Below are 21,973 nucleotides of genomic sequence, written 5' to 3'. Positions count from 1 at the left end.
GCCGCCGCGCGCGCGTCGAGCAGCGCCGCATCGCCGAGCACGGTGAAATGCGCGTCGGGCCAGCGCTGCGCGGCATCACGCAGCGCCTGCACGGTCAGCTCCGGGCCGACCCCCGCGGGTTCGCCGGTCGTGATCGCGATCTGCAGCGCGGGCGTGGTCATCTGAAACTCGCTCAGTTCGCCGGACCGACGCCGCCGATCTTGTACTGCACGTACGACGAATCGCGCAGCTCGCGCAGCCAGTCGGCATACGCCTGCTCGGCCTTGCGCTGGCCGATCGCCTGACGCGCGATATCCATCTGCTGCTGCACCGAGCCTTCCGCTTCGCGGCGGCTCAGCACCTGGATCAGGTGGTAACCGTATTCGGTACGGATCGGCTGGCTGATCTGGCCGTCCTGCAGGTTGTTCATCGCGCGCTCGAATTCCGGCACGGTCTCGCCCGGGCTGATCCAGCCGAGATCGCCGCCCTGCGACGCCGAACCGTCCTGCGAGTAGGTGCGCGCGAACTTCGCGAAATCGCCGCCGGCCTCGACCTGGTTGCGGATGTCGGCCAGTTGCTGGCGCGCCTGGCCTTCCGACTTGCCTTCACCCACGCGCAGCAGGATGTGGCGCACGTGCGTCTGGACGATCTTCGGTGCGGCGGCAGTCGCGCCCTGGCTCTGGCGGCGGTCGACGAGACGCACGATCTCGAAGCCGTCCGGCACGCGGATCAGCGTCGGGTTGACCTGGCCCGGGCGCAGCTTCGACGCGGCGTCGACGACGTCGGCCGGCAGCGCGCTCGGCGCCTTGAAGCCGAGGTCACCGCCCTTCTTCGCGTCGTTCGCTTCCGAATTGTTCTTCGCGAGCTTCTCGAAGTCGGCGCCCGACTTCGCCTGCTGCAGCAACGCGTCAGCCTTCTTCTGCGCGGCTTCGATGTCGGCCTGCGGCGCGTTGGTCGGCGCCTTGATGAAGATGTGCTGGAAGCGCAGGTCCTGCTGCTGCGACGCGTTCGGCCCGCGCTGGCTCGCGATGTAGTTCGCGACCTCGGCGTCCGACACGGTGATCTTGCCGTCGACCTCGCGCTCGCGCAGCTTCGACAGCATCAGTTCGGTGCGCGCGTCGCTCGTGAAGACGCTCCAGGGCACGCCTTGCGCCTCGAGACGCCCGCGGTACTGCTCGAGCGTCATGCCGTTCGCCTGCGCGAGACGCTGCAGCGTGGACTGCACGGTCGCGTCGTCGATGCGGATCCCGTCGTCCTTGGCCTTCTGCACCTGGATACGTTCGAGCACCATCTGGTTCAGCACCTGCGCGCGCAACTGGTCGGTCGGCGGCACGGGGGCGTTCTGCTGCTGCAGCCGGCGCGCGATCAGGCCGGCACGCTGGTCGAGTTCGCGGCCCGTGATCACGTCGTTGTTGACGACCGCGACGACTTCGTCGGCGAGCTGCGCACCTTGCGAACCGAGCGCCTGCGCCGCGGCCGGCGCGGCGGCGAGCAGCGCGGAGGCCGCAGCGAGGCTGGACACGACTGCCGCGAAACGAAGGGTTTTCTTCATTGCCACTGGAACTCCATTGAAATCGTGCTGACCGGTGCAGACAAGCCGGCGTTACTCGTAGTTGCTGAAGCGGGACATCGGCGGCGCCGGCGGCGGCAGCGGCGTGTAGCCCGGCACCCCGGCGCGGAATGCGGACACGAGGCCGTTATCGACGGTCGACAGGCCCTTGAGCGTCAGCTGCATCATGACTCGCGTCGACGAGTTCTGCTGTCCCGACGAATTGATGCCGTTCGCCGCCCGTTGCACCCCGACCCCGAGCGCCCAGCAATCCGCGTCGTATTGTAAGCCGACCAGACCGTCAACTACGCGATCGCCCGCGAGGTCGTAGTTGAAGCGGCCGATCGCATACAGGCGGCGCGTCAGCGGCCATTGCGCGGAGATCAGGAACTGGTTGATCGGCTGGTTGTCGAGCGTGGTGTTCGATCGCGTGTAGCGGTAGCCGACGTTGATCACGCGGCGCTCGCCCGGGCTGTAGCCGAAACCGACGCTCGACTTCACGAGCTGGTTGTTGTTCTGGTTGTACTGGAACGCCGTCTCCGACATGAAGCCCGAGCCGAGCTTCAGCGCGGCGCCGACGATCAGGTCCGAGTGGCGCGCCTGCACGGCGGACTGCCCGGAATTCAGCGTGACGCGCTGATCGGCGAAGTAGTACTGCTGCGCGATCACGAAGCGCGCACGCTCGTCGCCGGTGCGCGGATCGATGAAGCGCGACGTCAGGCCGGCCGTGATCCGGTTCGCATCGGCGATCCGGTCGTTGCCGACGAACGTGTTCGGCTGGTAGATCTCCGCGAGGCCGAAGTCCGATTCCGCGGAGTCGAACAGCGGAGCGTTCGACTGGTCGCGATACGGCGTGTACACGTAGTACAGGCGCGGCTCGAGGGTCTGGATGAAGTCCTGGCCGAACAGGCGCACCGAGCGGTCGAAGATCAGCCCCGTGTCGAAGCTCACGGTCGGGATCGACTCGGTGAAGCGCTTTGGGCTGTTCGGCGTGGTCGACGACAGGTAGTTCAGGTCGTACGACGCGAAGTGGTACTGGACCTTCGGCACGACGAAGTAGCCGGGGCCGTACACGCCGTATGCGATATACGGATTGAAGACAATCCGGTCACCCTGGGTCGCATCGGCCGTCGTGATGCGGAACCGCGAATAGTCGGCTTCCGCGCCGAAGTCGAAGCCGCCGACGTTGTACTTCGTGTACTTCACGTTCAACTGCGGCTCGCGGCTGTACGGCGCGATCGACGGCGGCAGCGTCTGCCAGTGCTGGTAGCGCGCGAGCACCGACCACGGGCCGTTGTTGTACGTGAGGCCTGCTTCCTGCTGGTACAGCGTCTGCGTCCCGTTGACGAACTGGTTCGTCGACCCGAGGTCTTCCGGATACGTAGTGTCCGAGACCTTGTTGTAGTAGACGTAGCCGCCGAAGCCGCCGCCGAAGTTCTGCTGGTGCTGCCAGTAGATCGCGTAACGGTTGCGGTGCGCGAGCCGGTCATCCGGCAGGTAATTGGCCGTAAACGTGCCCGAATACGACGGCGACAGGTAGCGGAACGTCGCCTCGGTCATCACGCCGCGTCGCGAGATGATGCGCGGCGTGAGCGTCAGGTCGCGGTTCGGCGCGATGTTGAAGTAGTACGGCAGCGACAGTTCGAAGCCGTTGCTCGAGTTCATCGCGAACGTTGGCGGCAGCAGGCCGCTGCGCCGCTCGCCCGACAGCGGGAACGTCATCCACGGGCTCGCGAAGATCGGCACGCCCTGGAAGAACAGCACGCCGTTGCGCGCGCTGCCTTCATCGGCGCCCGTATCGAAGTCGAAGCGGCTGCCCTTGATGTACCACGCGGGGTTCGTCGAGCACTGGCACGCGGTGTAGGTGCCGTTGACGAACACCGAGCGCTCGTTGTCGACCATGTCGACGCGTTCCGCGCTGCCCGACCCGCCCGTCATGTTGAAGTGGTACTTCGGCGCGGTCATGAAGCCCTGGTTCGCCTCGATCTTCAGGTGCGCCTCGGGGCCCGCGAACGACGTGCCGGAATTGTTGATCCTGACCTGGCCGTACGCATCGGCCATGTCGGTATCCTGATCGTAGTGGATCGCGTCGGCCTTCACGACCACGTCACCGCGCCGCAGTTCGGCCGAACCCTTCGCGGCGAGATCCTGCTCGGCCGTGCCGCTCGTGTGGTCGGCGATCACGAAGGCGGCGGGCTTCGCGCCGTCCTTCAGCGGACGATCCTCGAGCTGGGGCGCGAGACGCAGATCCCACGGCGAGTCGAGCGGCTGCGGCTGCGCGGCCGCGCCCGACAGCTGCGCGTACGACACGGCCGGCACGAGGCCAGGCACGGCCAGGAGCGCGAGCGCGAGCCGCCGTTTGCGCGGCGCCCCGTCACCGGGGAAAACATTCGGGAATAGCGGTTTGGGCGGCATCTATCGTTTGGCGAATCGCCCCTTGTCAACCGCGCCGTCGCGGCACATTCGCGCGCGGCGGGCCGCACCGTCGCACCGCGACTGCGGCTGAGCGCAAACCGGGGAGGCGTTCGGGTGACGGCGCGACAGGCGGCGGGCCTGCACGGCGGAAAGCTGACGCGGGGCGCGTCAAAAAAGTCGTGGGGTATTATATGGCAAGACGTTCCCCCCTCCTCCGAGTTTCATGACGCCCCCATCCGCCGCATCCCAGCCCGACACCCGCCTCGAAGCGCTCACCGCGTGGCTGCATCCGCTCGCCGAACGCTATGCGCTCGACCTGTCGACCCTCGCGCCCGCATCGTCGGACGCCAGTTTCCGCCGCTATTTCCGTGTCGCATCGGCCACGAGCGCCGGCGGCACGCTGATCGCCGTCGACGCGCCGCCGCCCGAGAAGTGCCGCGAATTCGTCCAGGTCGCGCAGCTGCTCGCCGCGGCCGGCGACCACGTGCCGGACGTGCTGGCCCACGATTTCGATGCAGGTTTCATGCTCGTGACCGATCTCGGCCGCACGTCGTACATCTCGGTGCTCGATCCGGCCGACCCGGCCGCCGCGAAGCCGCTGATGCGCGCGGCGCTCGACGCACTGATCCGCTTCCAGCTCACGTCGGCGCCCGACGTGCTGCCGCCGTTCGACGAGGCATTCCTGCGCCGCGAGATGGAGCTGATGCCCGAATGGTTCGTCGGCCGCCACCTCGGCAAGCCCGTCACCGACGCGATGCGCGGCACGCTCGACCGCACCTTCGCGCTGCTGGTCGCCAGCGCGCACGCGCAGCCGCAGGGTTTCATGCTGCGCGATTTCATGCCGCGCAACCTGATGGTGTGCGAGCCGAACCCGGGCATCCTCGATTTCCAGGACGCCGTCTACGGGCCGCTGACGTACGACGTCGTGTCGCTGCTGCGCGACGCCTTCATCAGCTGGGACGAGGAGTTCGAGCTCGACTGCTTCGCGTACTACTGGGAAAAGGCGAAAAAGGCCGGCCTGCCGGTCGACCCCGATTTCGGCGAGTTCTACCGCCAGCTCGAATGGATGGGGCTGCAGCGCCACATCAAGGTGCTCGGCCTGTTCGCGCGGATCAATTACCGCGACGGCAAGCCGCACTACCTGAACGACCTGCCGCGCTTCATCGCCTATGCGCGCAAGGTCGCGCTGCGCTACCGCCCGCTCGTGCCGTTCGCGAAGCTGCTCGACGAGCTCGAGGGCAACGCGCCGGCCGACGTGGGCTATACCTTCTGATCGCTCCGACTCTCCTGACACCCGGCCGAACATGAGCACCACCCTGACCACGGCGATGATCTTCGCCGCCGGGCGCGGCGAACGGATGCGCCCGCTCACCGACACCCGCCCGAAGCCGCTGCTCGAAGCGGCCGGCAAGCCGCTGATCGTGTGGCAGATCGAAGCGCTCGCCCGCGCGGGCATCGAGACGATCGTGATCAACCACGCGTGGCTCGGCGAGCAGATCGAGGCTGCGCTCGGCGACGGCTCACGCTGGGGCGTGCGGCTCGCGTATTCGGCCGAGGGCGAGGCACTGGAAACCGCGGGCGGCATCGCACAGGCGTTGCCGCTGCTCGAGCGCGACGGGCAGCCGGCCGTGTTCGCGGCGGTCAGCGGCGACGTGTACTGCGCGTTCGACTACCGGTCGCTCGCACCGCGCGCCGCCCGGATGGCCGCGCTCGACGCACCGGCGATGCACCTCGTGATGGTGCCGAACCCGCCGTTCCACCCGGCCGGCGACTTCGCGCTCGGCGACGACGGCCGCCTTGCGCTCGACGGCGCCGCGCGCTTCACGTTCGGCAACATCGGCCTGTACGACACGCGGATGTTCCGCGATCTCGCGCCCGGCACGCGGCGCGCGCTGACGCCGTACTATCGCGCGGCGATCGAGGCCGGCCGCGCGAGCGGCGAACTGTATGAAGGAATCTGGGAGAACGTCGGCACGCCCGTTCAGCTCGGCGAGCTGGATGCGCGGCTGCGCGCCGCGAAGTGACCGGCTGACGGGTCGTCGGGCCGATCGATCAGACGGCTGGTGAGCTGACGGACGGGTTGGCCGGCAAACCGGCCGGGGCGGCCTGGCTGATCAACAGGTCAACCGGTCCCGCGCCTGCCGAACCCTCCTGCCGGCCCGACTCCCGCGCATCAGGCACGCCGCCTTCCCGCTGCGCGCCCCGTGCGCGGCACCGCCGCTCACGCGGCTTCCGCCTCTTCCCCGCCCGCCGCCGCGCGCTGCTGCTGCAGCGCCCACATCTGTGCATACAACCCGTCGGCACGCACGAGTTCGTCGTGCGTGCCACGCTCGACGATCCGCCCGTGGTCCATCACGAGGATCTGCTGTGCATGCACGACCGTCGACAGCCGGTGCGCGATCACGAGCGTCGTGCGATGCCGCGCGATCTGGTCGAGTTCGTGCTGGATCGCGCGCTCCGAGCGCGAATCGAGCGCCGACGTCGCTTCGTCGAACAGCAGCACCGGCGGATCCTTCAACAGCGTGCGCGCGATCGCGACGCGCTGCTTCTCGCCACCCGACAGCTTCAGCCCGCGCTCGCCGACCGGCGTGTCATAACCCTTCGGCAGGCTTTCGATGAAATCGTGGATGTGCGCAGCGCGTGCGGCCGCGATCACCTCGTCGCGGGTCGCGGTCGGCCGGCCGTACGCGATGTTGTAGTAGATCGAGTCGTTGAACAGCACGGTGTCCTGCGGGACGATCCCGATCGACGCGCGCAGCGAGTCCTGCCTGACGTCGCGGATGTCCTGCCCGTCGATCCGGATCGCACCGCCCGCCTGCCGGTCGAGATCGTAGAAGCGGAACAGCAGCCGCGACAGCGTCGACTTCCCGGAGCCGCTGTGGCCAACCACCGCGGTCGTCGTGCCCGCGTCGATCGTGAACGACACGTCGTGCAGGATCTGCCGCGCGGGCTCGTACGCGAAATTCACGTGCTCGAAGCGCACCTGCGCGCCGGCCACCGCGAGCGGCTGCGCATCGGGCAGGTCGGCCACTTCCTTCGCGGCCGACAGCAGCCCGAACATCCGGTCCATGTCGGTGAGGCTCTGCTTCAGCTCGCGATAGACGACGCCGAGAAAGTTCAGCGGGATGTACAGCTGCAGCATGAACGTGTTGATCAGCACCAGATCGCCGAGCGTCAGCTTGCCTGCGAGCACGCCCTGCGTCGCGCGCCACAGGATGAACACGAGCCCCGTGCCGATGATCGCCTGCTGGCCGAAGTTCAGCACCGACAGCGAATTCTGCGAGCGGATCGAGGCCTTCCGGTAGCGCTTCAGGTTCTCGTCGTAGCGCTGCGCTTCCCACTCCTCGTTGCCGAAATACTTGACCGTCTCGTAGTTGATCAGCGAATCGATCGCCCGCGAGTTCGCGCGCGAATCGAGCTCGTTCATCGTGCGGCGGAAATGCGTGCGCCAGTTGGTGACCTTCACCGTGAACACGATGTACGTGACCAGCGCCGCGAACGTCACGTACGCGTAATAGGCCTCGTACTTGACCACGAAGAAGCCGAGCACGAGCCCGACCTCGACGAGCGTCGGCAGGATGCTGTACAGCGAATACGAAATCAGCTGCTGGATGCCGCGCGTGCCGCGCTCGATGTCGCGCGACATGCCGCCGGTCTGGCGCTCCAGGTGAAACCGCAGCGACAGCCCGTGCAGGTGCCGGAACACCTGCAGCGCGAGCTGGCGCACCGCGCTCTCGGTGACCTTCGAGAACAGGATCTCGCGCAGCTCGGTAAACAGGGAAGTGGACAGCCGCACGAGCGCATACGCGACGACCAGCAGCCCCACGCCGCCCGCAAGCACGATGCCGGCCGACTGTTCGGCGCGGCCGATCGCGGTGATCTGCTGGACGTAGGACAGGTGGTCGACGATGCGCTTCATCACGACCGGCACGCCGAGGTTCGCGACCTTCGCGCCGATCAGGCAGCCGAGCGCGAGCGCGACGCGCCATTTGTAGGTGGTCAGGTACGGCAGCAACGACCGGATGGTCTGCCAGTCGTTGCGGGGCCCGGTTGAAGCCGGCGCGGGCTCACCGGAAGCAGGAAATCGGCGCATGGGGGGAAGGATCGGCGGCGGTGCCGGACGCGCGCGACGGCGGCCGGCTCGCTCACTTTCTCGTACAATTTGCGAACGTTGTATTGTCGCAGAAGCCGCTTCGCGCCGCTGCCGGCGCCCTCGCCGGCCGGCCTGCGCGCGGCGGCGTATTTATTACAGGATGAAAGCCCCCGCCATGACCGATTCGACCCTCGAACTCCCGCAAAAGCAGCCCGCGCTGCGCGTCGTCCCGCAACCGCACGACGCGAACGTCCACGGCGACGTGTTCGGCGGCTGGATCATGTCGCAGGTCGACATCGCCGGCTCGATCCCCGCGAGCCAGCGCGCGAACGGTCGCGTCGCGACGGTCGCGGTCAACTCGTTCGTGTTCAAGCAGCCGGTGTTCGTCGGCGACCTGCTGAGCTTCTATGCGACCATCACGCGCACCGGCAATACGTCGATCACGGTCGACGTCGAGGTGTACGCGCAGCGCATGCGCCTGATGGGCGAAGTCGTGAAGGTCACCGAAGCGACGCTCACCTACGTCGCGACCGGCACCGACCGCAAGCCGCGGCAACTGCCGCCGCTCTGACGGGCGAGCGCCGCACGGCGGCGCTTGCCCCTGCCTTCGGCCAGCTCAGTGCGTGGCCGTCAGCCCGAACTCCCGCATCGCGGGCAGGAAATCGTGGTTCAGCTTCGGCTTGCGCGACAGCTTCACCAGCACGTAGCGCTGGAACGGCGCGAGCCGCTGCCACTGCGCGAGCTCGGGCGCCATCAGCCCGGCCAGCGCGCTCTGCTGCACGAGCGACTCCGGCACGATGTCGGTGGCGCGCCAGGTCGGCTGCTCGTCCGGCTGGAACCACGATGGTTCCAGATCCGCGTGCGTGCGCAGCATTTCGAACAGCGCGTGGTCGAAGTTGGGCTCGATCGCGGTGTCGTCGTCGGCCGGAAAGCGCGCGAGCAGCTTGCGGTCCTCGAGCGGCAGCAACTGCCACTGCTCCAGTGAAATCCGCAGACCGAAACGGTCGAGATTGAAACGCACGATCATCGGGATATACGTGAAGTTTTCCGATGAATCGTGTTCGAAGGTGAATAGCAGTGGAGCGTCGCTGAGTCCCATGATCGTTACCTGACGTGGCGGATACCGGCGCGGCCGGCTTGCCTGAGGTATTTTAGAACCTCTGCGCGCGGGCGGCGGATACGATTGCCGCCGGCCTCGCGCCGAATCAACGGGAGTGCTCGTGAATCCGACCGAATCCGGTGACATGCGCGACGAACCGCGCGGCGCGATCGAACTGTCCGTGCGCCGCACGCGCGGCGGCGCCGTCGAAACCGCGCACGACTACGTGGGCCAGGAATGGCCCGTCGCGCTCGTCTTCAACGGCATCTCGCATGCGGTGATGATGTGTACGCCGTGCGACCTCGAAGCGTTCGCGGTCGGTTTCGCGATCTCGGAAGGGATCGTCGCGCGCGGCAGCGACATCAAGGACATCGACGTGATCCTGCACGCCGACGCGCCGCTGCCGCACGCGGAAGTCCACCTGGAAGTCGTCCAGCAGGCGTTCGCCGCGCTGAAGGACCGGCGCCGCGCGCTCGCGGGGCGCACCGGCTGCGGCGTATGCGGAATCGAAAGCATCGACCTGCTCGACCTCGCGCCCGAACGCGTGCCCGATACGGGCTTTCTTGCGCGCCTCGCACCCGACGCGCTGACGCGCGCCGCGCAGGCGCTGCCGGCCCACCAGGCGCTCACGCGGCTCACGGGCAGCCTGCATGCGGCCGCGTGGTGCGACGCAACAGGCACGATCCGGATGGCGTTTGAAGATGTCGGCCGCCACAACGCACTCGACAAGCTGATCGGCTCGCTCGTGCTGTCGCGCGCCGACGCGACCGACGGCTTCGTGTTCCTGTCGAGCCGCGCGAGCTACGAGCTCGTGCGCAAGGCCGCACGGGTCGGCATCCCGCTGGTGGCGACCATCTCCGCGCCGTCGTCGCTCGCGATCGAGATCGCGAAAGCGGCCGGCTTGCGGCTCGTCAGCTTCTGCCGCGAAACCGGCCACGTCGACTACGGCACGGCCTGATCGCGATCGCGAGAGTGCGCCGGCGGTCCGCCGCCGGCGTGCCCCGCTCCGTCAGTCGAACTGACGGAAATCCGGCTTGCGCTTCTCGAAGAACGCCGTCATCGCCTCGCGCGCTTCCGGCGCGCGCAGCATCGCGGCGAAGTGGCCCGCTTCCTCGGCCATCCGCGCCTGCGTCGCCACACCGCCCGTATCCTTGAGCAGCGCCTTCGTCACGCGCAGCGATGCCGCCGGCAGTGCCGCGAGCTTCGCCGCCTGCTTCGCCGCGAACGCGTCGAGCTCGGCCGCTGGCAGCACGCGGTTGACGATGCCGATCCGGTGCGCTTCCAGCGCGTCGAACGCCTCGCCGAGCAGCAGCTTCTCGGCCGCCACCTGATGGCCGGCCAGACGCGGCAGCAGCACGCTCGACGCGGCTTCCGGGCACAGCCCGAGCTGCGTGAACGGCAGCGAGAACGTCGCGGTGTCGGCCGCGTAGACCAGGTCGCAGTGCAGCAGCATCGTTACGCCGACGCCGATCGCCAGGCCCGGCACCGCAGCTACGATCGGCTTGCTCGCGCTGCTGATCCGCGCGAGAAACTGGAACACCGGCGCGGTGTCGTCCTTCGGCGGCGACTTCAGGAAATCCTCGAGATCGTTCCCCGCAGTGAAGTTGCCGTCGCCACCGCGCAGCAGGATCACGCGAACCGCCTTGTCTTCCTGCGCTTCGGCGAGTGCGTCGGCCATCGTCTGGTACATCGCCGCCGTCAGCGCGTTCTTCTTCGCCGGGCGCGCGATCGTGATCGTCATCACGCCATCGGCGCGTTCCACTTGAATTTCGGCCACAACCGTCTCCTTTGACTTTCCTCTATCGGAATGAAAAAACGGTGCGCGAGCTCGTGGCCCGCGCACCGTCGTCGCTCTTGTCCCGCTCCGCTTACAGGCGTTCGATGATGCCCGCGGCGCCCATGCCGGTGCCCACGCACATCGTGACCATCCCGTACTTCAGGTTGCGGCGACGCAGGCCGTGCACGACGGTCGCCGCGCGGATCGCGCCGGTCGCGCCGAGCGGGTGGCCGAGTGCGATCGCGCCGCCCATCGGGTTGACCTTCGACGGGTCGAGGCCGAGATCGCGCATCACCGCCAGCGATTGCGCGGCGAACGCTTCGTTCAGCTCGATCCAGTCGAGATCGTCCTGCTTCAGGCCGGCGGCCTTCAGCGCGGCCGGAATCGCTTCCTTCGGACCGATGCCCATGATTTCCGGCGGCACGCCACGCACCGCGAAGCTCACGAAGCGCGCGAGCGGCGTCAGGTTGAATTCCTTGAGCACCTTCTCCGACACGACGAGCAGCGCGCCCGCGCCGTCCGACGTCTGCGAGCTGTTGCCGGCCGTGACCGAGCCCTTGTTCGCGAACACCGTGCGCAGCTTCGCGAGGCCTTCGATCGACGTATCCGCACGCGGACCTTCGTCGAGCGCGATCTCGCGCGTCTTCACGTCGACTTCACCCGTCGCGAGGTTCGGGAAACGCTCGGTGATCGTGTACGCGGCGATCTCGTCGTTGAACTCGCCGGCCTGCTGGGCGGCAAGCGCCTTGCGGTGCGATTCGACCGAGAACGCGTCCTGGTCTTCGCGGCTCACCTTCCACTGCTCCGCGACGCGCTCGGCCGTCAGGCCCATCCCGTACGCGATGCCGAAGTCTTCATTGCGATCGAAGATGTGCGGCGACATCGACGGCTTGTTGCCCATCATCGGCACCATGCTCATCGATTCGCAACCACCCGCGAAGATCGCGTCCGATTCGCCGACGCGGATGCGGTCGGCCGCCATGGCCAGCGCCGTGATGCCCGACGCGCAGAAGCGGTTGACCGTCACGCCGCCGACCGTCTGCGGCAGGCCTGCGAGCAGCGCCCCCATCCGCGCGACGTTCAGGCCCTGCTCGGCTTCCGGAATCGCGCAGCCGATGATCGCGTCTTCGATCAGCTTCGTGTCGAAGCCCGGCACCTGCGCCACCGCCGACTTCAGCGCGTGGACCAGCAGCTCGTCCGGGCGCGTGTTCTTGAAGACACCGCGCGGGGCCTTGCCGATCGGCGTGCGGCTGGCGGCGACGATGTATGCGTCTTGCAATTGTTTGCTCATTTGAGACTCCTTGCCTTATCCGCTCGCTCAGTTACGCACCGGCTTGCCGGTCTGCAACATGCCCATGATCCGTTCCTGCGTCTTCTGCGTGCCGAGCAGCTCGACGAACGCACGACGCTCCAGCGCGAGCAGCCACTGCTCGTCGACCAGGCTGCCGGCTTCGACGTCGCCGCCGCACACGGCTTCGGCGATGCGGCTCGCGATCAGGTAGTCGTGGTCGCTGATGAAGCGGCCGTCACGCATGTTGACGAGCGATGCCTTGATCGTCGCGATCGCCGAACGGCCTGCGACCGGCACGTCCTTCGCGCGCAGCGGTGCGCGGTAGCCGGTTGCGGCCAGCGCACGCGCTTCCTTCTTCGCGGTGTCGAGCAGTTCGAACACGTTGAAGATGATCGTGTCGGACGGCTTCACGTAGCCCATCGCACGCGCATCGTGCGCGGACGCCGACACCTTCGCCATCGCCGCGTTCTCGAACGACTTCGTGACGAACTTCAGGATGTCGGTGGTCGCGTTCGCGGCCGTTGCGGCATCCGCTGCGCGCAGCGCCGCTTCCTTCAGGCCGCCGCCCGCCGGCACGAGGCCGACACCCACTTCGACGAGACCGATGTAGCTCTCGACGTGCACGACACGCTTCGCGCTGTGCAGCATCAGCTCGCACCCGCCGCCGAGCGCGATGCCCGACACGGCTGCGACGACCGGCACGTTCGCGTACTTCACGCGCAGCATGCCTTCCTGGAACTTCTTCACGAACGGCTCGATGCCCTTCGCGCCGCCCATCATGAACGCGGGCATCGCCTCTTCGAGGTTCGCGCCAGCCGAGAACGGGCCGCCCGGCGTGCCGAGCTTCAGCGACGTCGGCTGCCAGATCACCACGCCCTTGTAGTCCTTCTCCGCGAGTTCGATTGCCTGCACGAGGCCATCGATCACGCTCGGTCCGATCGTGTTCATCTTCGACTTGAACGACACGATCACGACGTCGTCTTCACCCGCACGGTCGTCGACCCACGCACGCACCGCGTCGGTCTCGAACAGCGTCTTGCCGTACGTCTTCGGATCGGCGCCGGCTTCGCCGAGCAGCGGCGCGCGGAATACCTGCTTGTCGTAGACCGCGAGGTCCGAACGCGGCACGAAGCGCTTCGCTGCCGGCGCCCACGAGCCTTCGGCCGTGTGCACGCCGCCCTTCTCGGCAACCGCGCCTTCGAGCACCCACGACGGCAGCGGCACGTTCGCGAGCGCCTTGCCGGCCGCGATGTCTTCCTGCACCCACTCGGCGACCTGCTTCCAGCCGGCGGCCTGCCAGCCTTCGAACGGGCCTTCGTTCCAGCCGAAGCCCCAGCGGATCGCGAGGTCGACGTCGCGCGCGTTGTCGGCGATCGATTCGAGATGCACGCCGATGTAGTGGAACACGTCGCGGAAGATCGACCACAGGAACTGCGCGTGCGGATGGTCCGTTTCACGCAGCAGCTTCAGGCGTTCCGCCGGCGGGCGCTTCAGGATGCGGCCGACGGTTTCGTCCGCCTTCGCGCCCGAATCCACGTAAGTGCCCGTCTTCGCGTCGAGCACCTTGATCGCCTTGCCTTCCTTCTTGTAGAAACCGCCGCCCGTCTTCTGGCCGAGCGCGCCCTGCTTCACCAGTTCGGCGAGCACGGCAGGCGTCTGGTAGACCGGGAAGAACGGATCGTCGGCGAGGTTGTCCTGCATCGTCTTGATCACGTGCGCCATCGTGTCGAGGCCGACCACGTCCGCGGTGCGGAACGTTGCCGACTTCGCGCGGCCGAGGCGGCTGCCCGTCAGGTCGTCGACTTCGTCGAAGCGCAGGCCGAACTTGGCGGCCTCGGTGATCACCGCGAGGATCGAGAAGATGCCGACGCGGTTCGCGATGAAGTTCGGCGTGTCCTTCGCGCGCACGACGCCCTTGCCGACGATGCTCGTCAGGAAGGTTTCGAGCTGGTCGAGGATCTCCGGACGCGTATGCGCGGTCGGGATCAGTTCGACGAGGTGCATGTAGCGCGGCGGGTTGAAGAAGTGCACGCCGCAGAAGCGCGACTTCAGCTCGTCCGAGAAACCTTCGGACAGCTTCGTGATCGACAGGCCCGACGTGTTGGTCGCGAAAATCGCGTTCGGCGCGATGTGCGGTGCGACCTTCTTGTACAGGTCGTGCTTCCAGTCCATCCGCTCGGCGATCGCTTCGATCACGACGTCGCACTCGGCGAGCTTCGCGATGTCGTCTTCGTAGTTCGCTGCTTCGAGGTACTTCGCGTCGTCCTTCACGCCGAACGGCGCGGGCGACAGCTTCTTCAGGTTCTCGATCGCCTTCAGCGCGATCGCGTTTTTCGGGCCTTCCTTGGCCGGCAGGTCGAACAGCAGTACCGGCACGCGTGCGTTGATGAGGTGCGCGGCGATCTGCGCGCCCATCACGCCGGCGCCCAGCACGGCGACCTTGCGAATCAGGAAATTGCTCACGGGATGTCTCCGGATAGTGTCGTGCAGCGCGGGAGGGGTGGGCTGCACGGCGAAGTGAGTACCAGGAACCGTTGCGTTCGGGCGGCGCGCGTCGCGCGCCACCCGGACTCGCGTCAGAACAGCGATTCGTCGACTTCCATCATCGTCTTCGAACCGGCACGTGCGGCGCGGATCGTCGACGCCGTCTCGGGCAAGAGGCGCGCGAAGTAGAAACGTGCGGTCGCGAGCTTCGACTTGTAGAACGGATCGCCCGATGCTTCCTTGTCGAGTGCGAGGCGCGCCATGCGCGCCCAGAAGTACGAGAACACCAGGTGGCCAACGGTACGCAGGTACGGCACGGCGGCAGCGCCGACTTCGTCCGGGTTCTGCATCGCCTTCATGCCGATTTCCATCGTCAGCTTCTGCACCTTGTCGCCGATGTCGGCGAGCGGGTTGATGAACTCGGCCATCTCCGGCTTCACGCCTTCGGCTTCCGCGAATTCCGTCACGAGCTTGCCGAACTTCTTCAGCTTCGCGCCCATGTCGCCGAGCACCTTGCGGCCCAGCAGGTCGAGCGACTGGATCGAGTTCGTGCCTTCGTAGATCATGTTGATCCGCGCGTCGCGCACGTACTGCTCCATGCCCCACTCGGAGATGAAGCCGTGGCCGCCGTAGATCTGCATCGCGTGGTTGGTCGACTCGAACGCGTTGTCGGTAAGGAACGCCTTGATGATCGGCGTGAGCAGCGCGACGAGGTCGGCCGCTTCCTTGCGCACCGCTTCGTCACCGTGCGACAGTTCCTTGTCGATCTGCAGCGCGGACCAGTACGTGAATGCGCGCGCGCCTTCGGCGTAGGCCTTCTGCGTGAGCAGCATGCGGCGCACGTCCGGGTGCACGATGATCGGGTCGGCCGGCTTGTCCGGTGCCTTCGGGCCCGTCAGCGAGCGCATCTGCAGGCGTTCCTTCGCGTACGTGAGCGAGTTCTGGTACGCGACTTCCGTGAGGCCGAGGCCTTGCATGCCGACGCCGAGGCGCGCGGCATTCATCATCACGAACATCGCATTCAAGCCCTTGTTCGGCTCGCCGACCATCCAGCCCGTCGCGCCGTCGAGGTTCATCACGCACGTCGAGTTGCCGTGGATGCCCATCTTGTGTTCGATCGAGCCGCACTTGATGCCGTTGCGCTCGCCCGGCTCGCCCGCTGCGTCGGGGATGAACTTCGGCACGATGAACAGCGAGATCCCCTTGGTGCCCTGCGGCGCGTCCGGCAGGCGCGCGAGCACGAGGTGGATGATGTTCTTCGACATGTCGTGCTCACCGCTCGAGATGAAGATCTTCGTGCCGCTGATCGAGTACGAGCCGTCGCCGTTGGGTTCGGCCTTGGTGCGCAGGATGCCGAGGTCGGTGCCGCAGTGCGGCTCGGTCAGGCACATCGTGCCCGTCCATTCGCCCGTCACGAGCTTCGGCAGGTAGCGCTGCTGCAGTTCCGGCGCGCCGTGCGCGTGCAGGCACTCGTAGGCGCCGTGCGACAGCCCCGGATACATCGTCCAGGCCTGGTTCGCCGAGTTCAGCATTTCGTAGAGCGCGTTGTTCACGAACGCGGGCAGGCCCTGGCCGCCGTAGTCCGGATCGCAGCCGAGTGCCGGCCAGCCGGCCTCGACGTACTGTTGGTAGGCTTCCTTGAAGCCGGTCGGGGTCTTCACGACGCCGTCGCCTTCATACGTGCAGCCTTCGCGATCGCCGACCTGGTTCAGCGGGAACAGTACCTCGGAGCAGAACTTGCCCGCTTCCTCGAGGACCTGGTTGATCGTGTCGGCGTCGAGGTCCGCATGCTTGGGCATTTGCTTGACTTCGGCTTCGACGTTCAGAAGCTCGTGCAACACGAATTGCATGTCGCGCAGCGGCGCGGCGTACTGTCCCATGACTCTCTCCAAAGGTGGGCAAAACGGCTCGAGCTCCTGGCGGGCGGATCACGCGCCGCTAACGGCTCTCGCTCTGATACGAAACAATCGTCTTTTCCAGCGCGGCCCACGTGAGGCGCACGGCATCCGGCGAATGCAGGAAGCGTGCGTCGTGATGCAGGCCGAGCGTGAAGCTGTACAACTCGAAGAGCATCAGGTCCGGATCCGTATCCGCACGCAGATGGCCTTCTTCCTTCGCCTGCGAAATGGCACGCAGCATCGCGGCACGCCAGGCCGTCACGCTTGCGATCAACTGCTCGCGCACGGGGCTGTCAGGCCGGTCGTCGTACTCGACGGCACCGCTGATGTAGATGCATCCGGTCGTTACCTCCTGGATGCGCTTCTCCGTCCAGCGGGCCAGCATCGCCCGAAGGCGCGGCAAGCCTCGCGGCTCGCGCAGGCTCGGAAAGAACACCTCGTTTTCGAAACGATGGTGATACTCGCGGACGACCTCGACCTGCAGGTCCTCGCGCGATCCGAAGTGCGCGAACACACCGCTCTTGCTCATCTGCATGCGCTCGGCCAGCAGGCCGATCGTCAGCCCCTCCAGCCCGTCCCGGCTGGCGAGGTCCAAAGCAGCTTCAAGTATCGCGGCACGCGTCTGTTCGCCTTTTCGCATAGCTATTTCTGTAACCGTTCGGGGGTTCGAATAAAATCGAACGGCCGTACTATTATTGAGTGCGGCCGCTCGCGAAACAAGGAAATTATTAGAAACCGGTGTCTAACCGAGCCGCTATTTTGCGCGATTCCGGCGGGACCGGAGCGGCTTTTCCGCACGAACGTGCGGACAGATTTTTTGAAGCGAACGCTTAGTCTTCGTCAGTCGTAACCACCGACCGTCAGCGCCTTCATCACGAGACGATACGCCGTATAGGCAAGCCAGTTCAGCATGCGCTCGATACGCGGGCGCGCGGCGAATCGGGCGGGGTCGATTTCCCGACCATCGGCGAATGCGGCCGCGATAGCGTCGCGCAGTTCGTTCGTGACAGCATCGTAGCGCACCAGCACGACATTCGCCTCATTGTTCAGCATCAGGCTCAGCGCGTCCAGGTTCGACGAACCGACCGTCGCCCAGTTGTCGTCGATCACGGCCACCTTGCCGTGCAGCATCGTCTTGTCGTATTCGGCCACGCGCACGCCCGCGCGCAGCAGCGCGTGATAGAGGAACGGCACGGCCGTATCGAGTGCCGCGAACTCCTTGCGGCCGATCAGGATCCGCACGTCGACGCCGCGTCGCGCGGCGCCCGTCAGCGCGCGGCGCAGCTTGCGGCCCGGCATGAAGTACGGATTGGCGAGCAGGATCCGCTGGCGCGCCTGGCCGATCGCCGCGAGATACGCCTTCTCGATCGCGCGGCGATTCACGACATTGTCGCGCGCGACGAACGCGACGCTCGGCTCCGTCACGACCCGCAGCGCGCCAGCCTTGATCCACCGGTGGCTGCGCATCCAGCGCCGGAACATGTCGGGGAATGCTTCGCCGCCATGCAGCCCGGCCGCGTATTGTGCATACGGCTTGTGGCCGAACATGATCCGGTGCCATTGCAGTTCGAACGCGGCGCGCACGTCGGACACCGCGGGCCCCGCCATCTCGACCGCGAAATCCCAGCGCGGAAACGGCAGCGTCGTGCCGCCCTGCGCGTAGTCGTCGATGATGTTGATGCCGCCACAGAACGCGACGGCATGATCGATCACCGCGAGCTTGCGATGCGTGCGCGAGAAGCCGAAGCGGCCGAACAGAAAACGGTTGTAGATGCAATGCTCGACGCCGGCCGCGACCCATGTGTCGAACAGCGGCAGGCGCGCGGTGCCGATGCCGTCGGTGATCACGCGCACGCGCACGCCGCGCTGCGCCGCGCGGATCAGCGCGTCCGACACCGGCCGGCCGGCCGCGTCGTCGCAGAAGATGTAGGTTTCGAGCATCACCTGCTCGCGGGCGGCATCGATCCGCTCGATCAATGCCCGGAAGAACGCGCCGCCGCCCTCGCACAGCCGCACGGTATTGCCCGACGTGAAGGCAAGCCGCGACGCGGAACCGCGTTCCTGCAGGAACATCTGCCGCAATTGCGCGAAGCGCTTGCGGGCTTCCGCCGTCATGCGGACGAGCCGTGCGGCGCGCGCGAGAGTGCCACGCGGGCGGGCAGTTGCAGGATCGCTTCGGCGTTCGACGGCGAGAAGCAGCGCGCGGCCGCCTCGCGGAACGGCAGCCACGCATGATCGACATGCTCGCGCGGCGACAGCGTCACGTCGACGCGATGCGGCACGCACAGGCCGAACCAGTGCTCGACGTTGCGCGTGACGCCCGGTGCGTAGCGGTGCAGGTATTGCGGATAGATCGCGTATTCGATCTTGTGGCGCCAGTCGACGAGCGCGCTGGCCGGCACGTCCGGCGTGCCGGTCACGATACCGGTTTCCTCGGCCACTTCGCGCGCGGCGGTGACCGCGAGCGGCTCGTCGAGCGCGTCCTTCGAGCCGGTCACCGATTGCCAGAAATCGGGCTGGTCGGCACGCTTGATCACGAGCACATCAAGGTCGGGCGTGTAGATCACGACAAGAACGGATTCGGGAATTTTCGGCGGCTTCGTCATCGTTGTTTCATGCAGCTCGGGGCCGCGCGCCGGGCATGTGCTCCGAACGGGCGGCAAGTGCTGCGACTGTACCGCAAAAAACGAAAAAGGCGCATCGCTGCGCCTTTTTCATGTGCGTCGTGTGCGCGCGAACGCACACACGACCGGATACGAAGCGCGTTACGCCTTCGGTTGCTCCGGCTGACGCAGACGGATGTGCAGTTCGCGCAGTTGACGCTCGTCGACCGGGCTCGGTGCTTGCGTGAGCAGATCCTGCGCACGTTGCGTCTTCGGGAATGCGATCACGTCGCGGATCGAATCGGCGCCGGCCATCATCGTGACGATGCGGTCGAGGCCGAATGCGATACCGCCGTGCGGCGGCGCGCCGTACTGCAGCGCGTCCAGCAGGAAGCCGAACTTCAGTTGCGCTTCTTCCGCACCGATCTTCAGCGCGCGGAACACCTTGCTCTGCACTTCCTCGCGGTGGATACGCACCGAGCCGCCGCCGATTTCCCAGCCGTTCAGCACCATGTCGTACGCCTTCGCGAGGCAACGGCCCGGGTCGGTCTCGAGGTACTCGAGGTGCTCGTCCTTCGGGCTCGTGAACGGGTGGTGCGCCGCGACGTAGCGTGCATCTTCGTCGTCGTATTCGAACATCGGGAAGTCGACGACCCACAGCGGCTTCCAGCCGGCATGGACGAGGCCGTTCGCCTTGCCGAATTCCGAATGGCCGATCTTCAGGCGCAGTGCGCCGAGGCTGTCGTTGACGACCTTCGCGCGGTCGGCCGCGAAGAAGATGATGTCGCCGTCTTCAGCGCCGGTGCGCTCGAGAATCGCCGCGATCGATGCGTCGTGCAGGTTCTTGACGATCGGGCTCTGCAGGCCGTCACGGCCCTTCGCCTTCTCGTTGACCTTGATCCATGCAAGGCCCTTCGCGCCGTAGATGCGCACGAATTCCGTGTAGCCGTCGATGTCGCCGCGCGACAGCTCGCTGCCCTTCGGCACGCGCAGTGCCGCGACACGGCCGTCCTTCGCGTTGGCCGGCGTGCTGAACACCTTGAAGTCGACGTCCTTCATCGCGTCGGTCAGCTCGGTGAACTCGAGCTGCACGCGCAGGTCCGGCTTGTCCGAACCGAAACGCGCCATCGCTTCCGAGTACGGCATCACCGGGAAGGTCGCGTCGAGTTCGACGTCGATCGTCGTCTTGAAGATGTGACGGATCATGTCTTCGAACAGGTCACGGATTTCCTGCTCGCCGAGGAACGACGTTTCGCAGTCGATCTGCGTGAATTCCGGCTGACGGTCGGCACGGAGGTCTTCGTCGCGGAAGCACTTGGTGATCTGGTAGTAACGGTCGAAGTTCGCGACCATCAGCAGCTGCTTGAACAGCTGCGGCGACTGCGGCAGCGCGAAGAACTGGCCCGCGTTCGTGCGCGACGGCACGAGGTAGTCGCGCGCGCCTTCCGGCGTGCTCTTGGTCAGCATCGGCGTTTCGATGTCGATGAAGCCCTGCTCGTCGAGGTACTTGCGCGCTTCGATCGCGACGCGGTAGCGCAGGCGCAGGTTGTGTTGCATCTGCGGACGGCGCAGGTCGAGCACGCGGTGCGTGAGACGCGTCGTTTCCGACAGGTTGTCGTCGTCGAGCTGGAACGGCGGCGTGACCGATGCGTTCAGCACGTTCAGTTCGTGGCACAGCACCTCGATCTTGCCGCTCTTCAGGCCGGCGTTGACCGTGCCTTCCGGACGGTTGCGCACGAGGCCCTTGATCTGCACGCAGAACTCGTTGCGCACGCCTTCGGCGGTCGCGAACATTTCCGCGCGATCCGGGTCGCACACCACCTGCACGAGGCCTTCACGATCGCGCAGGTCGATGAAGATCACACCGCCGTGATCGCGGCGGCGCTGCACCCAGCCGCACAGCGACACGGTTTGGCCCAGCAGGTGTTCGGTCACGAGACCGCAGTATTCAGTACGCATCGACATGATGTTTGCTTTCGTTCGGTTTGATCAACGGGCGCCGCAACGCGCGGCCCGGGCGATGATTCTTTACTTACAGCGGCGGCTCGACGGGGCGGCGTGCAGGCGCCGGAGCCGGCGCCGGGGGCGCCACCACGCCCATCGAGACGATGTACTTGAGCGCGGCATCGACCGACATGTCGAGTTCGATGACTTCGCTCTTCGGCAGCATCAGGAAGAAGCCCGACGTCGGGTTCGGCGTCGTCGGGATATAGACGCTCACGTACTCTTCCGTCAGATGATTCAGCACGTCGCCGCCCGGCGTGCCGGTCAGAAACGCGATCGTATACGAGCCGCGACGCGGGTATTCGATCAGCAGCGCCTTGCGGAACGCGTTGCCGCTGCTCGACAGCAGCGTGTCCGACACCTGCTTGACGCTCGTGTAGATCGGCCCGACGACCGGGATGTGACGCACCACGGAGTTCCACCACGTGACGAGCTTCTGGCCGATGAAGTTCCGCGTGGCCAGCCCGACGACGAAGATGAACGCGAGCGTCAGCACCGCGCCGATCCCCGGCAGATGGAAGCCGAGCATCCGCTCGGGCTGCCACGATTCGGGCAGCAGGAGCAGTGTCTGGTCCATCGTGCCGATGATGAGACCGAGCACCCACAGCGTGATCGCGAGCGGGACGAGAACCAGCAGGCCGGTCAGAAACACCGATTTCAGGGTCGTCTTTTTCATCATCTGCCGTCAATGAACCGCGCCGGCGGCGCGGGTTGGTCGCAGCCCGGCCGGGCCGCGACGGTCAACTGCTGGCGGCGGGCGCTGCAGCCGGGGTGGGCAGCT

At 66.6% G+C, this 21,973-nt stretch carries 17 protein-coding genes and 1 pseudogene; 4 read left to right on the top strand and 14 right to left on the bottom strand.

Annotated features, from left to right (window positions below):
* From pdxA to G3O00_RS26250, 3 genes and pseudogenes are all read right to left on the bottom strand, one after another.
* Positions 1-161: pseudogene (pdxA, locus tag G3O00_RS26260) on the bottom strand (4-hydroxythreonine-4-phosphate dehydrogenase); the annotation flags it as partial.
* A gap of 11 nt (positions 162-172) precedes the next feature.
* Entirely contained in the window at positions 173-1,531 is a 1,359-nt protein-coding gene (locus tag G3O00_RS26255; protein ID WP_011353142.1) for a peptidylprolyl isomerase, read from the bottom strand.
* Between the two features lie 51 nt (positions 1,532-1,582).
* Entirely contained in the window at positions 1,583-3,943 is a 2,361-nt protein-coding gene (locus G3O00_RS26250) for an LPS-assembly protein LptD (RefSeq protein WP_206144759.1), read from the bottom strand.
* A gap of 223 nt (positions 3,944-4,166) precedes the next feature.
* Here G3O00_RS26250 and G3O00_RS26245 point away from each other — a divergent pair, with 223 nt between their 5' ends.
* Together G3O00_RS26245 and murU are read left to right on the top strand one after the other, a co-directional pair.
* Positions 4,167-5,216, top strand: a complete 1,050-nt coding sequence (locus G3O00_RS26245; RefSeq protein ID WP_206144758.1) for a phosphotransferase — start codon at positions 4,167-4,169, stop codon at positions 5,214-5,216.
* Positions 5,217-5,247: 31 nt separating this feature from the next.
* The gene (gene murU, locus G3O00_RS26240) at positions 5,248-5,967 is read left to right on the top strand and encodes an N-acetylmuramate alpha-1-phosphate uridylyltransferase MurU (RefSeq protein WP_206144757.1); all 720 of its coding nucleotides are present in this window, start codon (positions 5,248-5,250) and stop codon (positions 5,965-5,967) included.
* A gap of 197 nt (positions 5,968-6,164) precedes the next feature.
* Here the strand turns inward: murU and G3O00_RS26235 are convergent, their stop codons facing one another.
* Entirely contained in the window at positions 6,165-8,036 is a 1,872-nt protein-coding gene (locus tag G3O00_RS26235; RefSeq protein ID WP_206144756.1) for an ABC transporter ATP-binding protein/permease, read from the bottom strand.
* 175 nt (positions 8,037-8,211) lie between these two features.
* On the opposite strand from G3O00_RS26235, the gene G3O00_RS26230 reads away from it, so the two are divergent.
* Positions 8,212-8,607, top strand: a complete 396-nt coding sequence (locus G3O00_RS26230; protein ID WP_041492954.1) for a hotdog domain-containing protein — start codon at positions 8,212-8,214, stop codon at positions 8,605-8,607.
* A gap of 45 nt (positions 8,608-8,652) precedes the next feature.
* Here the strand turns inward: G3O00_RS26230 and G3O00_RS26225 are convergent, their stop codons facing one another.
* Complete coding sequence (locus tag G3O00_RS26225; protein WP_011353148.1) at positions 8,653-9,135, bottom strand: nitrate reductase associated protein; 483 nt, start codon at positions 9,133-9,135, stop codon at positions 8,653-8,655.
* A 121-nt stretch (positions 9,136-9,256) separates the two neighbouring features.
* On the opposite strand from G3O00_RS26225, the gene fdhD reads away from it, so the two are divergent.
* A complete protein-coding gene (gene fdhD / locus G3O00_RS26220; protein WP_206144755.1) occupies positions 9,257-10,093 on the top strand; it encodes a formate dehydrogenase accessory sulfurtransferase FdhD in 837 nt (278 codons plus the stop codon).
* A 51-nt stretch (positions 10,094-10,144) separates the two neighbouring features.
* On the opposite strand, the gene G3O00_RS26215 is transcribed toward fdhD, so the two are convergent.
* From G3O00_RS26215 to G3O00_RS26175, 9 genes are all read right to left on the bottom strand, one after another.
* Complete coding sequence (locus G3O00_RS26215; protein WP_122946237.1) at positions 10,145-10,912, bottom strand: enoyl-CoA hydratase; 768 nt, start codon at positions 10,910-10,912, stop codon at positions 10,145-10,147.
* A gap of 91 nt (positions 10,913-11,003) precedes the next feature.
* Positions 11,004-12,203 carry an acetyl-CoA C-acyltransferase gene (locus G3O00_RS26210; protein ID WP_011353151.1) on the bottom strand — a complete coding sequence of 400 codons (1,200 nt, stop codon included), beginning with the start codon at positions 12,201-12,203 and terminating at the stop codon, positions 11,004-11,006.
* 27 nt (positions 12,204-12,230) lie between these two features.
* Entirely contained in the window at positions 12,231-14,666 is a 2,436-nt protein-coding gene (locus tag G3O00_RS26205) for a 3-hydroxyacyl-CoA dehydrogenase/enoyl-CoA hydratase family protein (RefSeq protein ID WP_046544448.1), read from the bottom strand.
* Positions 14,667-14,779: 113 nt separating this feature from the next.
* Positions 14,780-16,567, bottom strand: a complete 1,788-nt coding sequence (locus G3O00_RS26200; protein ID WP_174930704.1) for an acyl-CoA dehydrogenase C-terminal domain-containing protein — start codon at positions 16,565-16,567, stop codon at positions 14,780-14,782.
* A 58-nt stretch (positions 16,568-16,625) separates the two neighbouring features.
* Positions 16,626-17,225 (bottom strand): TetR/AcrR family transcriptional regulator, encoded by a 600-nt coding sequence (locus G3O00_RS26195; protein ID WP_006751498.1) that lies wholly within the window; start codon positions 17,223-17,225, stop codon positions 16,626-16,628.
* A gap of 200 nt (positions 17,226-17,425) precedes the next feature.
* Complete coding sequence (clsB, locus tag G3O00_RS26190; protein WP_174955030.1) at positions 17,426-18,700, bottom strand: cardiolipin synthase ClsB; 1,275 nt, start codon at positions 18,698-18,700, stop codon at positions 17,426-17,428.
* The gene (gene nudB, locus G3O00_RS26185; protein WP_206144754.1) at positions 18,697-19,191 is read right to left on the bottom strand and encodes a dihydroneopterin triphosphate diphosphatase; all 495 of its coding nucleotides are present in this window, start codon (positions 19,189-19,191) and stop codon (positions 18,697-18,699) included. Before nudB ends, clsB begins: the two co-directional genes overlap by 4 nt.
* A 159-nt stretch (positions 19,192-19,350) precedes the next feature.
* The gene (aspS, locus tag G3O00_RS26180) at positions 19,351-21,153 is read right to left on the bottom strand and encodes an aspartate--tRNA ligase (RefSeq protein WP_011353156.1); all 1,803 of its coding nucleotides are present in this window, start codon (positions 21,151-21,153) and stop codon (positions 19,351-19,353) included.
* A 67-nt stretch (positions 21,154-21,220) separates the two neighbouring features.
* A complete protein-coding gene (locus G3O00_RS26175) occupies positions 21,221-21,871 on the bottom strand; it encodes a DUF502 domain-containing protein (RefSeq protein ID WP_206144753.1) in 651 nt (216 codons plus the stop codon).
* Between the last annotated feature and the right edge of the window lie 102 nt (positions 21,872-21,973).

It is taken from the genome of Burkholderia sp. Ac-20384 (assembly GCF_017104605.1).
Taxonomy (GTDB): domain Bacteria; phylum Pseudomonadota; class Gammaproteobacteria; order Burkholderiales; family Burkholderiaceae; genus Burkholderia; species Burkholderia lata.
This window is presented reverse-complemented; position numbering and strand designations above follow the sequence as displayed.

What these genes read in the sequence shown, in the direction of transcription:
- G3O00_RS26195 (WP_006751498.1), bottom strand. Translation starts at nt 17,225, where the DNA reads ATGCGAAAAGGCGAACAGACGCGTGCCGCGATACTTGAAGCTGCTTTG.
- G3O00_RS26245 (WP_206144758.1), top strand. Translation starts at nt 4,167, where the DNA reads ATGACGCCCCCATCCGCCGCATCCCAGCCCGACACCCGCCTCGAAGCG.
- G3O00_RS26175 (WP_206144753.1), bottom strand. Translation starts at nt 21,871, where the DNA reads ATGATGAAAAAGACGACCCTGAAATCGGTGTTTCTGACCGGCCTGCTG.
- G3O00_RS26230 (WP_041492954.1), top strand. Translation starts at nt 8,212, where the DNA reads ATGACCGATTCGACCCTCGAACTCCCGCAAAAGCAGCCCGCGCTGCGC.
- G3O00_RS26225 (WP_011353148.1), bottom strand. Translation starts at nt 9,135, where the DNA reads ATGGGACTCAGCGACGCTCCACTGCTATTCACCTTCGAACACGATTCA.
- aspS (WP_011353156.1), bottom strand. Translation starts at nt 21,153, where the DNA reads ATGTCGATGCGTACTGAATACTGCGGTCTCGTGACCGAACACCTGCTG.
- clsB (WP_174955030.1), bottom strand. Translation starts at nt 18,700, where the DNA reads ATGACGGCGGAAGCCCGCAAGCGCTTCGCGCAATTGCGGCAGATGTTC.
- G3O00_RS26255 (WP_011353142.1), bottom strand. Translation starts at nt 1,531, where the DNA reads ATGAAGAAAACCCTTCGTTTCGCGGCAGTCGTGTCCAGCCTCGCTGCG.
- G3O00_RS26235 (WP_206144756.1), bottom strand. Translation starts at nt 8,036, where the DNA reads ATGCGCCGATTTCCTGCTTCCGGTGAGCCCGCGCCGGCTTCAACCGGG.
- nudB (WP_206144754.1), bottom strand. Translation starts at nt 19,191, where the DNA reads ATGACGAAGCCGCCGAAAATTCCCGAATCCGTTCTTGTCGTGATCTAC.
- G3O00_RS26210 (WP_011353151.1), bottom strand. Translation starts at nt 12,203, where the DNA reads ATGAGCAAACAATTGCAAGACGCATACATCGTCGCCGCCAGCCGCACG.
- G3O00_RS26250 (WP_206144759.1), bottom strand. Translation starts at nt 3,943, where the DNA reads ATGCCGCCCAAACCGCTATTCCCGAATGTTTTCCCCGGTGACGGGGCG.
- murU (WP_206144757.1), top strand. Translation starts at nt 5,248, where the DNA reads ATGAGCACCACCCTGACCACGGCGATGATCTTCGCCGCCGGGCGCGGC.
- G3O00_RS26200 (WP_174930704.1), bottom strand. Translation starts at nt 16,567, where the DNA reads ATGGGACAGTACGCCGCGCCGCTGCGCGACATGCAATTCGTGTTGCAC.